Raw genomic sequence first — 17,176 nt, 5'->3', positions numbered from 1 at the left:
AAAGCCGACGGCCGAAAGCCTGAAGCCGGAGCTAAAAATTTATCAGAACAATGAAAAAAATAAGCATATATATTCTCGCTGCTGCGCTGCTGAGCGGCTCTGGCTGTAAAGATTATCTGGAAGAAGATACCACCGGGCTTTTATATGGTAACAACGTACTGGCGACCCAGGACGGTCTCGAATCAGCACTCACGGGTGCCTACAAAGGGCTGGCTACGCAATGGGGACGGGGTTTTATACATCCATCAGCCAACGCGGCGACGCTCGGAAGCGACGATGTTACCACGCACCCGGCCAGTAACAAAGCCGACTGGCGGGAATTTGATCAGTTCAATCCATCTACGACCAACCAGCGTTCCAATGCAGTTTATAATGGTTGTTACAAGGCTATTCAGGGATCGAACAATGTGATCAACAATTTTGAGAAAACAGTGGGGGACAAAGCTTCCATTGATATCATTGTGGGAGAGGCTTATTTCATCCGTGCGTTTTCCTACTACTGGCTGACCCGCTTTTACGGCAACATCCCGCTCGTGCTGGCTGGCGAATATTCTGCCGACTTGCTCGAAATTGGCAAATCGACTCCAGAGCAGGTTTATGAACTGATAGTGGCAGACCTCAAAATTGCGGAAACCAATCTTCCCAATGCAAAACGTGCGCCGGGTCGCCCCAACAAAGGTTCTGCGAAGGCTTTTCTTGCTGACGTGTATCTGACAATGGCAGGCTGGCCTTTGAAACAAACCGATAAATATGACCTTGCTGCCGCCAAAGCCAAGGAAGTAATTGATAACAGGGCATTGTACGGATTCCAGCTCCTGCCCACATTTGCCGCGGTTTTTGAAAATGATCCTGCTTCCACTGGCACTGCCGAGGCTGTGTTCCAGATCAATGGATTTACCAGTGGCGACTCGGGGAATTCTACTTACGGATTGACAACCATGCCGGGTGAAGAGGGTGGCTGGGACGACATGTTTGCCGAGCTGAATTTCTTCAACCAGTTTCCGGCAGGCCCAAGAAAAGACGCGACTTTCCGCACCGAATTCGGGCTGTCGGGTACCAAAATCCCCTGGCAAAACAGTTTGACAAAACATCCTTATTACAAAAAATGGTACATCAAAGGCGATGTTTCGAACTACCAGGCTTCACTGCCTTCGGTGATGATGCGTTATGCCCACGTATTGACAATCTATGCGGAAGCAAAAGCGCGCGGAACAGGCGGTCCTGACGCAGCGGCTTACGATGCGCTCAACCAGGTTCGCCTGAGAGGCCTGCCTGCGGGTACCAAGCCACTTGCTGCCACTGACGGCCTTTCCGCCGCTCAGTTTGCGGATGCAGTTGTGCAGGAACGCGCCTGGGAATTTGCCTGCGAAAGAACACGCTGGTTTGACCTGATCCGTCTGGAAAAAGTAGAAGAAGCCAATGCCAACAAAAGCCCCGACGATCTTCAGCCGATCAAACCGATCACAAAAGCGAATTATTGGTTTCCTTTGCCGTATTCCGACACGTCACTGAACCCGAATTTGAATTAGTTCATGTGTCAGCCCGAGCGTAGTAACCTTCGCTCGGGCTGACATTGAAAATGAAAAAACGTCTCTCGTCTGTTTTGTTGCCGGCGAAAACAAAATTTTACAAATAACCGTGAAATACCCTTTTGTTTTATTACTCGTATTCCTGATATGCGGACTTACCTATCGGGATAAGCAGAAAGAAATTAAAACTTCCGACACCGGTCAGGACTGGCCGGTGTATGGAGGAAATGATGCGGGGAACCGGTATTCACCCCTCAATCAAATCAATAAAGAGAATGTGAAGGACCTGCGGCCGGCCTGGTCATTCGATACCGGCGAAAATAATGTTCCGGGAGAAAGAGGTATGGATGTCCAATGCCAGCCGATCGTGGTGCGCGGTGTTATGTACGGCACTACACCCAAGCTGAAAGTATTTGCAATAGATGCTGCCACGGGAAAGCAGCTCTGGAAGTTCGATCCCTTTGAAGGGAAACGGCCAAGATTTCATCCCGTTCGCGGTGTCGTTTACTGGGAGGACGGAAGCGACAAACGCATTCTTTACACAGCTGGTTCAACCCTATATGCCATCAACGCCGAAAACGGTGAGCTGGTCAAGACTTTTGGTAAAAATGGAGAGGTTGATTTCCATGAGGGCCTGGGCGACAAGGAAACTTATGGTTATGACGTGAACAATTTTAATATACGTTCTACTACGCCGGGGGTTATCTACAAAAACCTGCTGATCACCGGTTCGTCCGTTTCCGAAGGGGGCGACGCGCTTCCCGGGCACATCCGTGCTTTTGATGTGCGAACCGGAAAAATGGCCTGGATATTCCGTACCATCCCGCTTCCGGGCGAATATGGTTACGAAACCTGGTCGAAAGATTCGTACAAAAAACTGGGCGGCGCCAACTGCTGGGCGGGAATGGTGATGGACCAGCAACGCGGGATGGTTTTCCTGGGTACAGGTTCTCCGTCTGTTGATTTTTATGGAGGTGCGAGAAAAGGTACCAATCTTTTTGCCAACTGCATCATTGCATTGAATGCAGAAACCGGGAAACGCATGTGGCATTTCCAGACTGTCCACCATGATCTATGGGACCGGGACATTCCTTGTCCGCCGAATTTGATCACGGTAAAAAACAAGGGAAAAATGGTTGATGCCGTGGCGCAGGCTACCAAGGACGGATATATTTTTGTGCTCGACAGGCAAACTGGTAAGCCTTTATTCCCTGTAAAAGAGGTAGCCGCACCCCGGTCACCTGCGCTGCCGGGAGAGGAACCCTGGCCAACGCAGCCTGTACCGTCGAAACCCGCACCTTTTGCCAACCAGACATTGACCAAAGCAGACATTACCGACCGGACACCCGAAGCACACGCCTATGTGCTCGACCGGTTTGTGAATAGTCAGCAGGGGCCGAAAAACTTGCCGCCAAGTTTGAAAGGACATTTGTTGTACGGTATTGGTGGCGGGGCAGAGTGGGGAGGAACTGCCGCCGATCCGAACGGAGTTATGTATGTAAATGGCAATAACATGCTGTGGTGGCTGAAAATGAGGGACAGCAGGGAAAAAGCCGAAGGTCAGGTTTTGTCAAAAGGTCAGATGTTGTTTAATAACAATTGTGCTGCCTGCCATGATAACAAAGGTGCCGTGGCCTCGGCGGGCACGCAGGCTTATCCAGTTTTAAAGGATATTGAAAAAAGGATGAACCGCGGGCAGATTGCCGCGATACTCGAAACAGGCCGGGGGAGGATGCCCTCATTCCAGCATATTTCAAAAGAAGACAGGAACGAGATCATCAATTATCTGTTAAAAACAGAAACGAAACCAGCGGCAAATGATATCCATAATCCGGCTAATCAGATCGCCGCTAAAAAGGATGCAGGTTTTCCGTTTTCACCGCCTTATATCAACAATGGTAATGTACAGTTCAGGGATCAGGACAACTATCCGGCCATCAAACCTCCCTGGGGCACATTGAATGCGGTGGATCTCAATACTGGTGAATATCTTTGGAAAGTGACTTTGGGAGAATACCCTGAGCTATCAAAACAGGGTATTCCGCCTACGGGCACTGAAAACCACGGAGGCCCGATTGTGACGGCTGGCGGCCTGCTTTTTATTGCCGCTACTTATGATGAAAAATTAAGAGCTTTCGACACGAAAACAGGTAAAATTGTGTGGGAATACCAGCTTCCGGCCGGTGGTTTTGCCACACCCATCACTTATATGGTAAACGGAAAACAATACATTGCGATAGCAGCGGGAGGCACACGCTACGGTTTAAAACCAGGAGGAACATACATATCCTTCGCGCTCCCATAACAAAGTGGCGTCAGGCAAAACAAAAAGTGCCGTCAGGTAAAACAAAAAAGTAGAGTCAGGCAAAATAAAAAAGTGGCGCCAGGCAAAACAAAAAGGTGCCGTCAGGCAAAACAAAAAGTGCCGTCAGGTAAAACAAAAAAGTGGCGTCAGGCAAAACAAAAAAGTGCGGTCAGGCAAAACAAAAAGTGCCGTCAGGCAAAACAAAAAATTGCCGTCACGTAAAACAAAAAAGTGGCGTCAGGCAAAACAAAAAGGTGCCGTCAGGCAAAACAAAAAAGTGCCGTCAGGCACCCCCACACACTAACCCCGGAATTCATTCCGGGGAGCTAACCAAGCAAAACACCTAACATACCAAACGATACAGGAATGAAAAAATATCTGCTGAGTTGTGACTGGGGGACGACGTCGTTCCGGTTGCGGTTGATCGAAAGGGCAGATAGCACGCTCGCCGGCGAAGTGCTCTCGCAAAACGGAATCGGACAGACTTACAACCTCTGGCAAAGCAGGGAAAATGACGGGTTATCAAGGGAGGAATTTTTCAGGCAGCAGTTACAGGAACATATCGATGCGCTGGCCCGCCAGGTGGGTTTTAGCCTGGACGGTGTTACTATCGTCATGTCGGGAATGGCGTCTTCATCAATAGGTATGCAGGAAATTCCGTACTCCAATTTGCCTTTCGCCCTGGACGGAAGTGGTGCCCTGATGCAGCATTTTGGGGTGCAGCCGGATTTTCCTCACGAAATTATGCTGGTATCCGGTGTCCGCAGCGACCACGACGTGATGCGGGGAGAAGAAACCCAGTTGATCGGGTTGGTGGAAACGGCCGGTCTGCCGGAAAACGGGGACGTAATTTTTATTTTTCCCGGCACACATTCCAAGCACATGTATGTCAGAAACAATCAGCTTATTGATTTTAAAACATATATGACCGGCGAGGTTTTCAACCTGATGACGCGCCACAGTATCCTCAGAGATTCCATAGAACTGAACGGCAGCGAGGAATTTTCTGCTGAGAAAGTGGAAGCCTACAAGGCCGGGGTCAGGGAGGCCGGGGTGACGAATATTTTAAATGCATTGTTCACCGTGCGGACCAATCAACTGTTCAGTTTATGGGATAAACAACAGAACGGTATGTTCCTGAGCGGGCTGCTGATAGGGCACGAAATCCAATATCTTTTGCGGGAAAAAGACTGGCAACTGGTATTATGCAGCGGAAACAACCTTTATGAATTATACAGGATGGCCATCGAAGAGTTACAGCTTTCGGAAAGGACTGTTACAATACCTGCCGGGATGGTCGATAAGTCGGCAGTGGCCGGACATGTGAAAATATTCAGTTATCAGAAATCAACATTGAACAAATTAAATTTATGAGTGAGCTTACATTTTCCTGGGAATTATTTCAAAAAACGCCGATAGTCGGGATTATCCGTAACATTTCAATGGAAGACGTGGTGAAGATCCTGCCGATCTATCGCGAAGCAGGGTTAACCACCGTAGAAATTACCATGAACACACCCGATGCGACCGAAATGATCCGTTACGCGCTTGAAAATGAGAGCGAAGGACTCAATATCGGAGCGGGGACGGTTTGTACGAAAGACGATCTGGACCAGGCGCTGGAAGCTGGGGCACAGTTTATTGTGACCCCGATTATAAATAAAAAAGTGATTAAGTCCTGCGTAAAAAAAAATATCCCCATTTTCCCCGGAGCATTTACACCGACCGAAATCTACAATGCCTGGACACTGGGCGCTGGTATGGTGAAAATATATCCTGCTACTTCGCTTGGCCCGGAATATATCAAGGATCTCAAAGCGCCTATGAACCAGCTGAAACTGCTTCCGACCGGTGGCGTAGGTCTCGAAAACATGTCGGCATTTCTGAAAGCCGGAGCGAACGGGCTTGGAATAGGCGGACAGCTTTTTGATAAAAAACTGATTCAGGAACAAAACTGGGAAGGACTGAAAGCTCATTTCCGGCAATTTGTTCAAAAACTCTCCTCGTAATGGTCAACAAGACAACTAAAAATTACAGATGGATCATTGTCGTCTTACTTTTCACGGCCACGACGATCAATTACCTCGACCGGCAGATCATCGGTTTATTAAAGCCGATCCTGGAAAAAGAATTTGTCTGGACGGAAACGGATTTTGCGAGAATAGTTATGGCCTTTACGGCCGCCTATGCAATCGGTTTGCTGCTTTTCGGCTGGCTTATCGATAAGATCGGGACAAAACTAGGGTACTCGATTACGATTGTTTTCTGGAGTGTGGCAGGTATGCTGCATGCAGTGGCCAGAAGTGCTTTTGGATTTGGCGTGGCCAGGGTGGGCCTGGGGTTGGGAGAAGCCGGCAATTACCCGGCTGCGGTAAAGACAGTGGCAGAGTGGTTTCCCAAAAAGGAACGGGCGCTGGCAACCGGACTTTTTAATGCAGGAACAAGCATTGGCGTGGTAGTCGCGCTGATTCTGGTTCCCTGGATATTAAGCCACTATGGATGGCAGGAGGTTTTCTGGATTACAGGTGCACTGGGATTTGTGTGGCTGGTGTTCTGGCTGATTTTTTATGACATTCCGGTTCAGCAAAAAAGGCTCAGCGCGGAGGAACTGGATTATATCATGAGCGGCCAGGATCAGGACGAAAACGATGCAGAAAAGCAGCCGGTAAGGTGGATCAAGCTTTTCACATTCCCGCAAACCTGGGCTTATATTACCGGAAAAGGCCTTATTGATCCGATTTACTGGTTTTTTCTGTTCTGGCTGCCGTCTTACTTTGCTTCTACATTCAATTTAGACCTTAAAAAACCCAGTCTGGAACTGATGCTGATTTATACAGCTACAACCGTCGGCAGCATAGGCGGGGGATATTTGTCGTCATGGCTGATCAAAAAAGGCTGGCCGACGCTCAAAGCCCGGAAAACGGTTTTGCTGGCATTTGCTTTTCTCGAGCTTTCGGTGATCATGATCCAGTTTGCGGGCGATGTCTGGATCGCTGTCGGGCTGATTAGTTTTGCGGTGGCGCTGCACCAGGCCTGGGCGACAAATGTTTTCACCTTGCCGTCTGACCTTTTCCCTAAACAGGCAGTAAGTTCCGTTGTTGGGATCGGTGGAATGGCTGGGGCAGTTGGGGGGATACTGTTTCCGATGCTGATCGGGAGCCTGCTTGACACCTACAAAGCCGCAGGAAATCTGGCAGGCGGTTACAATATAATATTCACCATTTGCGGCTTCACTTACCTCATAGCCTGGCTGATCATCCACCTCCTGACCAAAACCGGGAAAGTTGTAGAACTGGAAGAATTGCGGTAGACTTGTCCTCTATTCACCGAACCCCGGGTTGAAACCCGGGGCTATAGACCATCCGATGATCGAACTCGTAAGAACCGATTCCGATAACCCCGATTTCATCGACCTCGTGCGGCAGCTTGATGCATATCTCGCTGTGACCGACGGTGATGACCATTCTTTTTATTCACAATACAACAAGCTTGACAAGATCCGCCATGTAGTGTTGGCGTACGATGGTGAGACGCCAGTAGGCTGCGGGGCGATCAAGGCCTTTGCGCCGGATACTATGGAAGTCAAACGGATGTATGTTTCGCCGGAGGGCAGAAACAAAGGTATTGCCACGAAACTGCTTGCCGAACTTGAAAATTGGGCGGCAGAACTTTCCAGCAAAAGATGCATTCTCGAAACAGGAAAACGGCAGCGAGAAGCCGTCGAGCTTTACAAAAAGAATAATTACCAGATCATTCCCAATTACGGGCAGTATGCCGGAGTGGAGAATAGCGTATGTTTTGAGAAGATACTATAAACCCCGGGTTTCAACCCGGGGCAAAGACAACTATGATCGACAAACTAGCACTAATCGAAATACAGAATAAAAAAATACTCTCGGCCCGGAGCATAGGACGCAATGTTTTCTACATTCCCGGAGGCAAACGCGAAGCTGGGGAATCCGATGAAGAAGCCCTTGTGAGAGAAATTGAGGAAGAGTTATCTGTAAAAATTGATCCCTCAACCCTGGTTTTTTACGGAGAATTTCAGGCGCAGGCTCATAACCATCCTGATGGAGTAATGGTCAGAATGAGATGTTATACAACGACCGCCCTTGGCCCATTTTATCCAGCCGCCGAAATTGAAGAAGTCAGGTGGCTTTCCTGTGCGGATATGGATATTATCTCAACTGTCGATAAAATAATCTTTGACGATTTGAGATCGAGGGGATTGCTGGATTGAATTCTCTTCCTGACTTTTCATTATGGCAGATTCGCCATAATGAAAAGCCGGAAGTCACTTTCTCAAACCATCAGCCAACCAGCAAAACATACTCCCTCAAAATCCTTTCTAGTTCCGGCCTTTTGGCTTCTACATCTGCCATATCTGTAAAATACATCATCCGTCGGTCCTTATAGTCGCCTTCGAGCAATGCAGACTTGACCTGCACAATGGCAATGTGATGAAAAACGAGATGCGCTTTTCCCACCATTCGCGGGTTGAATGTCAGCAGGTCTGCCGTGGTATAGTAGCTCGGCGCATTCCATTTGACCCGTTCGGAAATTTGCGGAACGGCATTTTTGATGATCTGCCTCAACGCTTCAATTTCGGCTTTGAGCGGATGTTCGAGCTGGTCCATAAAAAACGATACCTGTTCCGCATCGTCCGGTTTTTTCCTGGTTACTTTGGTAGCGGCTTTGCTTTCTTTTGCTGGCATAATGCTTTGGGCCCGTGGTATTTTTGATTTCCTAATATAAAGGAAATATCGGTTTACCCGTTGATGACCTGTCCTCCGTTGGGATGCAGGACCTGACCGCTGATGTAAGAAGAATCCTCGCAAGCCAGGAATACGTAGCTCGGCGCAACTTCGCAAGGCTGACCTGGACGTTTCATTGGCGTGTCCTTACCAAATTCTTTTACACGTTCTGAATCAAAGGTCGATGGGATCAGGGGAGTCCAGATTGGGCCCGGCGCGACTGCGTTAACCCTGATCCCTTTTTCGATCAGATTTAATGAAAGGGAACGTGTATAACCTACAATGGCTCCCTTCGTGGACGAGTAATCCAGCAGCGCAGGGCTCCCGTGATAAGCCGTGATCGACGTTGTATTTATAATGCTGTCACCCTCCTGGAGGTGTTTCAGTGCAGCTTGCGTGAAATAGAAGAATGAGAAGATATTGGTTGAAAAAGTGTCGGAGAGCTGCTCGGCCGAGATTTCCCGGATGTCTTCCTTCGGATGCTGTTCCGCAGCATTATTGACCAGGATATTCAGTTTCCCGAATTCTGCAATGGTTTTATGGACAGCATCTTTACAAAATTGTTCATCGCGGATGTCGCCCCGAATTAGCAAACATGCTCTTCCCTCAGCCTCTACCATGGATTTGGTGTCTTTTGCATCCTGGTTTTCGTCAAGGTAAACAATGGCAACATTGGCACCTTCCCGGGCAAAATGTACCGCAACAGACCGCCCTATTCCACTGTCTCCGCCTGTGATGAGCGCAGTTTTTCCTTGCAATTTGTCGCTTCCACGGTAGTTTTCGCGAATAACAACCGGTTCCGGGTTCATTGCTTCTTCTACTCCTGGCTGTTTAGTTTGCGTCTGACCTTTGGTATCAATGTTAAATTCCATGATGTTGATGATTATTGTGTAGAAATAAGATTGTGATGCAGGCGAGACCACAAACCACGTGCCAGACGGACGATGTCGGACCATTTTTTGGCGGCGGTGTTGCATCGGCACAATTATAATAACGGGGTTTATAAGTCTGAAAACATGAAACTGGCGGGCGGAAGGTACCAGTCAAAGTGGCCATGATAGCTGGTGGATAACCTTTATGGTTTGTATATCAAAGGTTTTATCGCTTACTTTCTGCGGCCCGTATTACATTTGTTTTCACTGATCAGGTGCATAAGCAAGTGAAAAATTTCTGTACCTTTTTTCACAAGAGACTGGCCCCTAAGTTTTATTATTGATACCAAATCCGACAAATAACCATTTATGATCCAGACCATTGCCGACAAGTCCGAATACCCTTTTGAATGGCTGGATGTTTTAGATCCCAGTGAGGATGAGCTGAAAGAGATTGCTCAAAAGTACAAACTACACGACTCTTCGATCAAAGACTGGCTGCAGCCCGACCACCTCCCGAAATATGAAAAAGTGGACGGTTATATATTCATCATTTTCAGGACGCATGCGGAAAAGGTTTTGGATGAGGCCGACACTGTTCAGGAACTGAGCAATAAAGTAGCGATTTTCGTGAAAGAAGACCTTGTTCTTACACTCCATAAAAAGAAGTGGACTGCCTGCAGCGTGATCAAGGAAAATTATGTGGACACTAAACTTTGCGAAAATACACACCATCTGGTCAATGAAATTGTAAAAAACTGCCTACTGAGCTACGAACAGCCGTCCGTGGAGCTCACCAAAGATATTGAGTACTACGAGGAGAATATGTTTTTGAAAAACAGGAAACCCACGCTCCTCAAAGGGCTTTATTATCTGAGAAGGCGGGTAGAAGTGACCCGCAGGATAGTCATGCTCTCGCACGAAATCGTCGATAAGCTCGATGATAAAGAGCATACCAATGCTTACACACGTGATACAAGGGACTTGTACGTAAAGCTCCACAATATTTATGATACGCTTTTCGAGAACATGAATCAGCTGGTGATTATCTATTTTTCCATTTCTTCCCAGCGTACCAATGAAATTGTCCGGATTTTGACATTGTTTTCAGTATTTTTCATGCCGCTTACATTTATTGTAGGTATCTACGGTATGAATTTCGATTTTATGCCGGAGCTCAGGATGAAATACGGTTATCCCGGCATCATGCTGGTGATGGCAGTTATTACGGCCGGAGTGTATTTTTGGTTTAAAAAGAAAGGTTGGTTGCAATGATGTTACATGATCAAATGAAGAAAAATTTTACGCGATATTTTGTTCTGAATGTTTTGTTGCTGATTTGCCCGATGTTCTCGGGGAAAATGTATGCTTTTATAGTACCGAAAACGCCTTCCAATCTGGTAGCAACCGCCTTTTCTCCCACACAGATCAACCTGACCTGGACGGATAACTCGACTGACGAAACCGGATTCGACCTGGAAATTTCCGGGGACGGGAAAGTTTTTGTCAAGATCGCTGACCTGGCCAAAGACATTGTTACCGCTCAGAGCACAGGGCTCAAAGCTTCAACTGCGTACTGGTACCGTGTCCGCTCCAAAAACCTTTCAGGTAACTCCGCTTATTCCAATGTGGCCACTGCCACGACCAAACCACCGGTGGTCACCATCCCAAAAGCACCTTCCGACCTCACCGCCATTGCCGTGTCCGGGACGCAGATCAATATCAGCTGGACAGACAATGCCACAGATGAAACAGCTTTCGAGCTGGAAAGATCGGCCGACGGGATCACATTTGTAAAGATCACCGACATAGGGCCCGACGTTGAATATTTCCAGAACATCGGTCTGGCGGCAACGACAAAATACTGGTACCGTATTCTTGCCAAAAATTCGGCAGGTAAATCTGCCTACTCCAACATTGCCAGTGCCACCACGCTTCAGGTGCCGCCTGCCGCTCCGGACGGGCTCACTGCGGAAGCGGTTTCGTCAACCCAGATCAACCTTGCATGGAACGACAAGTCTGCCAATGAAACCCGTTTTGAGGTCGAGAGGTCATTAAATGCTACCAATTTTACGAAAATTGCGGATGTAGGGCTCAATTTGATCTCCTACCAAAATACCGGCCTGACCGCAGTCACAACTTATCATTACCGCGTCAGAGCAGTTAATTCGGCGGGAGCGTCGGCATACAGTAATGTGGTTTCCGCAACGACCCAGAATATCCCGGTGCCTGATGTGCCGCAGAATCTGACGGCAGTTCCTGTTGCTCCCGATTTCATCCAGTTGCGCTGGGCTGCCCTCACAGGCAATGCTTCGGAAGTGGTGATCGAGCGCTCGCGTGATCCTGAAAATGGTTTTGTACAACTGGCAAAATTACCTGCCAATATCATACAGTACGAAGACAGGGAGGAGCTGGAGATTGCGGATTACTATTACAGGATCAAGGCGCTGAATTCCGGAGGCGGCTCGCCTTACAGCCTGGTGGCCATAGTACCCGCAAGGTCCATTGTCACAGGTACGGAGCCGGTTGCGGCTGGTCACGTCATTTATCTGGATAATAAAATCCTGAACATTGAATTAAAAAGATCTTCCCCGGCCAGGCTGAGCGTTTTTGATGTCAGCGGACGACTGTACAAGCACCTTGAAATACGTCAGGTGTCCGAGACCGATCTCAGAACATTTACTCCTGGAATTTATCTGGTGGTGGTGGAGACGGACAGAGAAACGATACGTCGCAAAATTCTTGTTTACTGAGAAACCGGTATTATTTGTAGAAAGAAACCAATCCAAGCAAGTCCTTTTTGGAAAGCGATTTCAGTACCGAAATATCTGTTTTGACAAGATCTTCTGCCAGGTCTTTTTTCAAGTGCTGCAATTCCATGATCTTTTCTTCGATGGTATCGGGGCAAATCAGCCTCACAGCAATCACATTTTTTTTCTGTCCTATCCTGTAACTCCTGTCAATTGCCTGATTCTCAACAGCAGGGTTCCACCACGGATCGACCAGGAAAACGTAGTCTGCTTCCGTGAGGTTAAGGCCGGTCCCCCCGGCTTTCAGGCTGATCAGAAACACGCGTACGTCCGGATTGTTCTGAAAATTTTCCACACGGGCAGCCCTGTCTTTAGTCTGGCCGGTGAGGTATTCGAATTGGATGTCGTTTTTGACGAGTTCTTCCCGGATCAGGTCGAGCATGGAGACGAATTGAGAAAACACCAGGATTTTGTGCTGCGGTGTTTTGGATTGGATCTGTTCCATCAGCACCTCTATTTTGGACGAGGTATTTCCATAATATTCATGATCATTGAGCAGTGCGGGCGAGTTGCAGATCTGCCGCAGCTTGGTGAGTCCCTGCAATACATGCAGGCTTTCACGCGGAATGTCGATCTCGTTCTTGCTGTTCAGAAAAGTGTAGAATTCCAGCTCATAGGCATTGTAAACCTTTCGCTGTTCGTCGCCCATTTCACAGTAAATGATCATTTCCGTTTTGTCAGGAAGTTCGGTTGCTACCTGTTTTTTTGTCCTTCTCAGAATAAACGGATTGATCCTTTTTTGCAGTTCTCTGGCCCTTTCACTGTCCTGAAACCTGTCTATGGGCGTTGAAAAGTGGTTTCTGAACTGGGTTTTGTTCCCCAATAACCCAGGGCATGCAAATGAAAGCTGGCCGTACAGATCAAACGTGTTGTTTTCAACAGGCGTACCGGTGAGTACGATCTTATTGCGCGAATGCAGCAGCCGTGCGGCTTTGTACCGTTGCGATTCGGGATTTTTAATGGCCTGTGATTCGTCGAGAATGATGTAGTTAAAGGTATATTTTTTGAGAAAATTAACATCAGAGAGCAGTGTGCCGTAAGATGTCAGTATGATCTCGTATTGGTCGAAATCGGAAACTTCCCTTATTCTGCCGGCCCCGTAAATCGTCAGGATTTTCAGGGTAGGGGCAAATTTTTCGACTTCCGCCTGCCAGTTGAAAATCAGCGAAGTAGGTACAATGATCAGGTTGGTATTCTGTACCGGTTTTTTTCTTTGTGATAAAATAAACGCAATGATCTGCAAGGTTTTTCCCAAACCCATATCATCCGCAAGGCAGCCGCCAAACCCAAAATCATCCAGAAAATTCAGCCAGTTCAAGCCCTGTTTCTGGTATTCCCGCAACGACGCGTTCAATTCCTCTGGTACCGGAACAGGCTGTATCGCATCAAAATTAGCGAATCCCGACTGGTATTGAAGCAGTTGTTCCTGCACCTGCTGGTCCAGCACTTCGGCCTCATACATTTCGCTGACCGTCGCAAAATTGATTTTCGGAGTGCGGATAAGCTCGCCTTCAATTTCCCCTGCCTCAAAAAAGCGGTGGAATTTCTCTATCCATTCGTCGGGCAATATCCCCAGCGTTCCGTCCCCGAGCTGTACATACTTTGTACGGTTTTTTACTGCTTTTTGCAGGTGTTTCAGGGTGACTTTCTGTTTGCCGAACTGAACGATAGCCGTGGTATTGAACCAGTTGATCCCACTGGCAACACTGACCGAGATTTGCGGTTTGTGAGGATTAAAGCGGTTTTTGGTCAGCTTGTTGAACCCCAGGATTGTAATATTATCGGTAGTCCAGGCTTCAAAAGTGTCCAGAAACCAGTTTTCATCCAGAAACTGGTCTTTGTGCAGATAAAAAAACTTTCTGCCCAGCTGATCTTCAAAATCGGGATGCTGCCGCACCAGCATACTCGTAAAACGTATTTCTGCATCCTCGTCACGGCGCACGATAAACGGATTCCCGTGTGCATCGACTGCATAGATCTGTTTTTTGGAAAAAAGCGGCACTTCCACATTTCCATATTTGAGTACCGGCGTCAACAATACATAATTCCCGAAGTCTTCCAGGTAAATGATCTTCTGATTTTCGCTGTTGAATCCTTCATCTTCAAGCTGCTTCTCTGTTGCAGGTTTGAGGTAGGAATACGTAATCCTGATTTTTGACTCAATTTTGGCAAGAAGCGTTTCTCTGAACTCATCGAACTTCGACTGATGAACGATTATTTTTTGGTTGTGCTGGCGAAAAAAACTGATCACCCTAAGGATATCCGGGTGATCGATGAGGTAGAGATTATCTTTGTACTGAACAAAATGTTCAAACCGCAGCTCTACTTTTTCGAGGTCGAGCGTGAGTCCGTCCAGCAGTAATTGGCCTGAAACGTGATAGAACGGTTTTTTTTCGTCAATAACCAATTGCAGATCAAATGCGGAACGCACCAGTGTAACAGGTACCAGTGAATTGGGGCCGGCATTTTCGGAGACAGACTGGTTGTGGTAATAAGCGGTAAGCCCCAGCGGATTTTTGACAATCGATTTCAACCCTTGCAGGTCCGTATCTGCGTTTTTCTTCCTGAAATTGTTCCGGAATGCCGACACAGCCGTATGAAATTTGAGTATGTCCGGATCGTTGCTATTCCAGATCAGGTCCAGGGGGTCAATGATTGTCAGCGGGTTTTTCAGTTTGCCTTCTTTGGTCGTAGCTGCCGAATAAAGCTCAATATTGAAACGGTCGTAATATTTGTTCTGACTCAACACGATGATTGTCACCGAATTATCGGCAGGCAGCGCATTTCCGGGAATTACCGCTTCGGCTGACACAAACTGATGCTCAAAAATCGCTGCTGACCCGGCGTTGACAGGAATCAGTTCTTTGAGTTTCGGTTTTATTTCAAGGGTTTTATTAATGTATTTCAACTCAAAATACTGATCGGGATTAAGCTCATTTTCGAGGCCATAATCCTTTGCTACGTCTTTTATCTTTTCAAAACGGATCTTTTCATCAAAAAACGCGCGGATATCTTTGCGGTTCATGATATTGTAAAGTACTTGAATCTGATGCTTGCACAGCTTTTTGACTGACGACTGGCATGCACAATATATGACTACGGAATGCGGGGTTTGCCGGATTGTGACTTTAACCGGGTCGATGTATGTGACCGGGAAGTTGAAGACTGCGTAGTTAAGATCAATGAACTCTGGCTGGATATCAAAAAAGCCTCTTGTGTCGGTTGCCGGCAGCTCGGCGCTATTTTGTAAGATATGTGAGTGACTTAGCGCAGATATATTGAAATCCTCAAATGTAAAATTTCCCGGATTTGGATCGACAGCTTCGGCAGGCTCATTTTGTTTCATTTGGCAAATTAAAAAACTCCGGGCAAAAACGCCGGATCTATGGTTTCACGAAGTAATATTCTGATAAAAATAACGAAATTGCTTTTCACAACGCCGGAAGGTTTTGCCGGTATAAATTTTGTTTTTAAAACGTGAAAAACATGGAAATAGGAATAGCTGCGGATCATGGAGGATATGAACTGAAAGAATCGATTAAAAACTTTCTGGTTTCCCAGGGTCATCATATCACCGATTTTGGGGCCTATGTGCTGGATTCAAAAGATGACTATCCCGATTTTGTAATCCCGCTCGCACATGCTGTGGTGAATAAAGAAGTTGAACGGGGAATTGCGGTCTGCGGAAGCGGGGTGGGCGCTTCGGTAGCAGCAAACAAAGTGGCAGGCGTGCGGGCCGCACTGATCAACGACCACTTTTCAGCTCATCAGGGTGTGGAGGATGATGATCTTAACCTTCTTTGTCTGGGCGGGCGGGTAACGGGAAATATGGCTGCCCAGGAACTGGTCACGGCATTTTTGAATGCGAAATTTACAGGTGAAGAAAGGCACTTGCGCAGGCTGGGCAAAGTGCGGGCCCTGGAAGGTTAGTATCTAAATAGTGTCATCGTTTCTTTGCTTTGCGGTATTTGGCACTATTGTTTTGCGCAAAATCCGTTAATGAAAAAAATAGCCTACTACCGTTCCGTCAAACTTGCGACTTGTCTGCTGTTTATTTTTGGTCAGGTCGCCCGCGCACAGGATCTTGACTCAACAAAGGTAAAAGTGATCCCCGCCGATTCGGTCGCAGCAGTGAAACCTGACAGTATCCCAAGGCCTGACCCTGTGCTGATAGATACCATCCGCTACCGGCTGATCGGCGATGGGAACTTTACCCGCGGCAACGTGAACCGGAGCCTCATGGTGCTGCGCGCGGAACTGCTTTTCAGCGGGCCGCTGATTTCTATTTCCACCAACCCACGGTTTACATACGGAAAACAAAACGGTGTGCTCGCCGAGCGGGACAGTTACGCGGATCTGTTTTTTGATGTTTTCAAGAAAAGCAGGACTTATGTTTTTGGGCTGGGTGTGCTGGAAACAAGTAATCTGCGCCGCATCGACCTGAGGCAGATGGCCGGTGCCGGGGTCGGTTTCAGGGTATTGCGCGGCGCGGCGAACAATCTTTCCCTTACCAATGCCATTCTTTACGAGTCGACTAATTTTGCGGAAATAGCCACTGTTACCACCGTCCGTAATTCTTTCAGGATCAAAGGAAAACATTCCGTTTTACAGGATAAGATCCGCTTCAATCACATTACTTTTATCCAGCCAGCCCTGAATGATCTGTCAAATCTGCGCTGGAACACGATCCTTTCCATTGAGCTTCCGATCAACAAGTGGGTAACGCTGAGGACCAGTTTTGAAAATTCATACGAAAGCGTGGTAGAGGCTACCCGTAAGAAAAATGATTCGAGGATCACTTTTGGGGTATCTGTCGGAAATAAATAACATTTACCGGGCAAGCGGCGTAGGGGCAGAAATCGTATAACCATGTCTTTTCATAAGTACATTATATATGTCCGAAAAT

The 17,176-nt window shown here is 47.4% G+C and carries 14 protein-coding genes; 11 read left to right on the top strand and 3 right to left on the bottom strand.

Features of this window, described 5'->3' with window-relative positions:
* Window positions 1-50 precede the first annotated feature (50 nt).
* The 7 genes from FBF61_RS01290 (at window position 51) to FBF61_RS01260 (ending at window position 8,074) form a co-directional block, all read left to right on the top strand.
* The gene (locus FBF61_RS01290) at window positions 51-1,529 is read left to right on the top strand and encodes a RagB/SusD family nutrient uptake outer membrane protein (RefSeq protein WP_138475359.1); all 1,479 of its coding nucleotides are present in this window, start codon (window positions 51-53) and stop codon (window positions 1,527-1,529) included.
* A 145-nt stretch (window positions 1,530-1,674) separates the two neighbouring features.
* Window positions 1,675-3,834 carry an outer membrane protein assembly factor BamB family protein gene (locus FBF61_RS01285; protein WP_229214920.1) on the top strand — a complete coding sequence of 720 codons (2,160 nt, stop codon included), beginning with the start codon at window positions 1,675-1,677 and terminating at the stop codon, window positions 3,832-3,834.
* Between the two features lie 366 nt (window positions 3,835-4,200).
* The gene (locus tag FBF61_RS01280; protein ID WP_138475358.1) at window positions 4,201-5,208 is read left to right on the top strand and encodes a 2-dehydro-3-deoxygalactonokinase; all 1,008 of its coding nucleotides are present in this window, start codon (window positions 4,201-4,203) and stop codon (window positions 5,206-5,208) included.
* Window positions 5,205-5,843, top strand: a complete 639-nt coding sequence (locus tag FBF61_RS01275; protein ID WP_138475357.1) for a bifunctional 4-hydroxy-2-oxoglutarate aldolase/2-dehydro-3-deoxy-phosphogluconate aldolase — start codon at window positions 5,205-5,207, stop codon at window positions 5,841-5,843. Before FBF61_RS01280 ends, FBF61_RS01275 begins: the two co-directional genes overlap by 4 nt.
* The gene (locus tag FBF61_RS01270) at window positions 5,843-7,144 is read left to right on the top strand and encodes an MFS transporter (protein WP_138475356.1); all 1,302 of its coding nucleotides are present in this window, start codon (window positions 5,843-5,845) and stop codon (window positions 7,142-7,144) included. Before FBF61_RS01275 ends, FBF61_RS01270 begins: the two co-directional genes overlap by 1 nt.
* A gap of 55 nt (window positions 7,145-7,199) precedes the next feature.
* Window positions 7,200-7,649, top strand: a complete 450-nt coding sequence (locus tag FBF61_RS01265; RefSeq protein ID WP_138475355.1) for a GNAT family N-acetyltransferase — start codon at window positions 7,200-7,202, stop codon at window positions 7,647-7,649.
* A gap of 32 nt (window positions 7,650-7,681) precedes the next feature.
* The gene (locus FBF61_RS01260; protein ID WP_138475354.1) at window positions 7,682-8,074 is read left to right on the top strand and encodes an NUDIX hydrolase; all 393 of its coding nucleotides are present in this window, start codon (window positions 7,682-7,684) and stop codon (window positions 8,072-8,074) included.
* A gap of 70 nt (window positions 8,075-8,144) precedes the next feature.
* Here FBF61_RS01260 and FBF61_RS01255 read toward each other — a convergent pair whose 3' ends face one another.
* Together FBF61_RS01255 and FBF61_RS01250 are read right to left on the bottom strand one after the other, a co-directional pair.
* Entirely contained in the window at window positions 8,145-8,549 is a 405-nt protein-coding gene (locus tag FBF61_RS01255; protein ID WP_138475353.1) for a DUF1801 domain-containing protein, read from the bottom strand.
* A 53-nt stretch (window positions 8,550-8,602) separates the two neighbouring features.
* Window positions 8,603-9,460: an SDR family oxidoreductase gene (locus FBF61_RS01250; protein WP_138475352.1), complete on the bottom strand. Its 858-nt coding sequence runs from the start codon at window positions 9,458-9,460 to the stop codon at window positions 8,603-8,605.
* Window positions 9,461-9,829: 369 nt separating this feature from the next.
* On the opposite strand from FBF61_RS01250, the gene FBF61_RS01245 reads away from it, so the two are divergent.
* Both FBF61_RS01245 and FBF61_RS01240 read left to right on the top strand, forming a co-directional pair.
* On the top strand, window positions 9,830-10,735 hold the full coding sequence (locus FBF61_RS01245; RefSeq protein ID WP_138475351.1) for a magnesium transporter CorA family protein: 906 nt from the start codon (window positions 9,830-9,832) through the stop codon (window positions 10,733-10,735).
* 14 nt (window positions 10,736-10,749) lie between these two features.
* Window positions 10,750-12,213, top strand: coding sequence for a fibronectin type III domain-containing protein (locus tag FBF61_RS01240; RefSeq protein WP_138475350.1), 1,464 nt, complete (start codon window positions 10,750-10,752; stop codon window positions 12,211-12,213).
* Window positions 12,214-12,223: 10 nt separating this feature from the next.
* On the opposite strand, the gene FBF61_RS01235 is transcribed toward FBF61_RS01240, so the two are convergent.
* On the bottom strand, window positions 12,224-15,616 hold the full coding sequence (locus FBF61_RS01235) for a DEAD/DEAH box helicase (protein WP_138475349.1): 3,393 nt from the start codon (window positions 15,614-15,616) through the stop codon (window positions 12,224-12,226).
* A 140-nt stretch (window positions 15,617-15,756) separates the two neighbouring features.
* Between FBF61_RS01235 and FBF61_RS01230 the strand changes: the two genes are divergently transcribed.
* Window positions 15,757-16,200 carry an RpiB/LacA/LacB family sugar-phosphate isomerase gene (locus FBF61_RS01230; protein WP_138475348.1) on the top strand — a complete coding sequence of 148 codons (444 nt, stop codon included), beginning with the start codon at window positions 15,757-15,759 and terminating at the stop codon, window positions 16,198-16,200.
* Between the two features lie 69 nt (window positions 16,201-16,269).
* Window positions 16,270-17,097, top strand: a complete 828-nt coding sequence (locus FBF61_RS01225; RefSeq protein ID WP_138475347.1) for a DUF481 domain-containing protein — start codon at window positions 16,270-16,272, stop codon at window positions 17,095-17,097.
* Window positions 17,098-17,176 lie beyond the last annotated feature (79 nt).

This window comes from Dyadobacter bucti, assembly GCF_005869225.1.
GTDB classification, from domain to species: Bacteria; Bacteroidota; Bacteroidia; order Cytophagales; family Spirosomataceae; genus Dyadobacter; species Dyadobacter bucti.
This window is presented reverse-complemented; position numbering and strand designations above follow the sequence as displayed.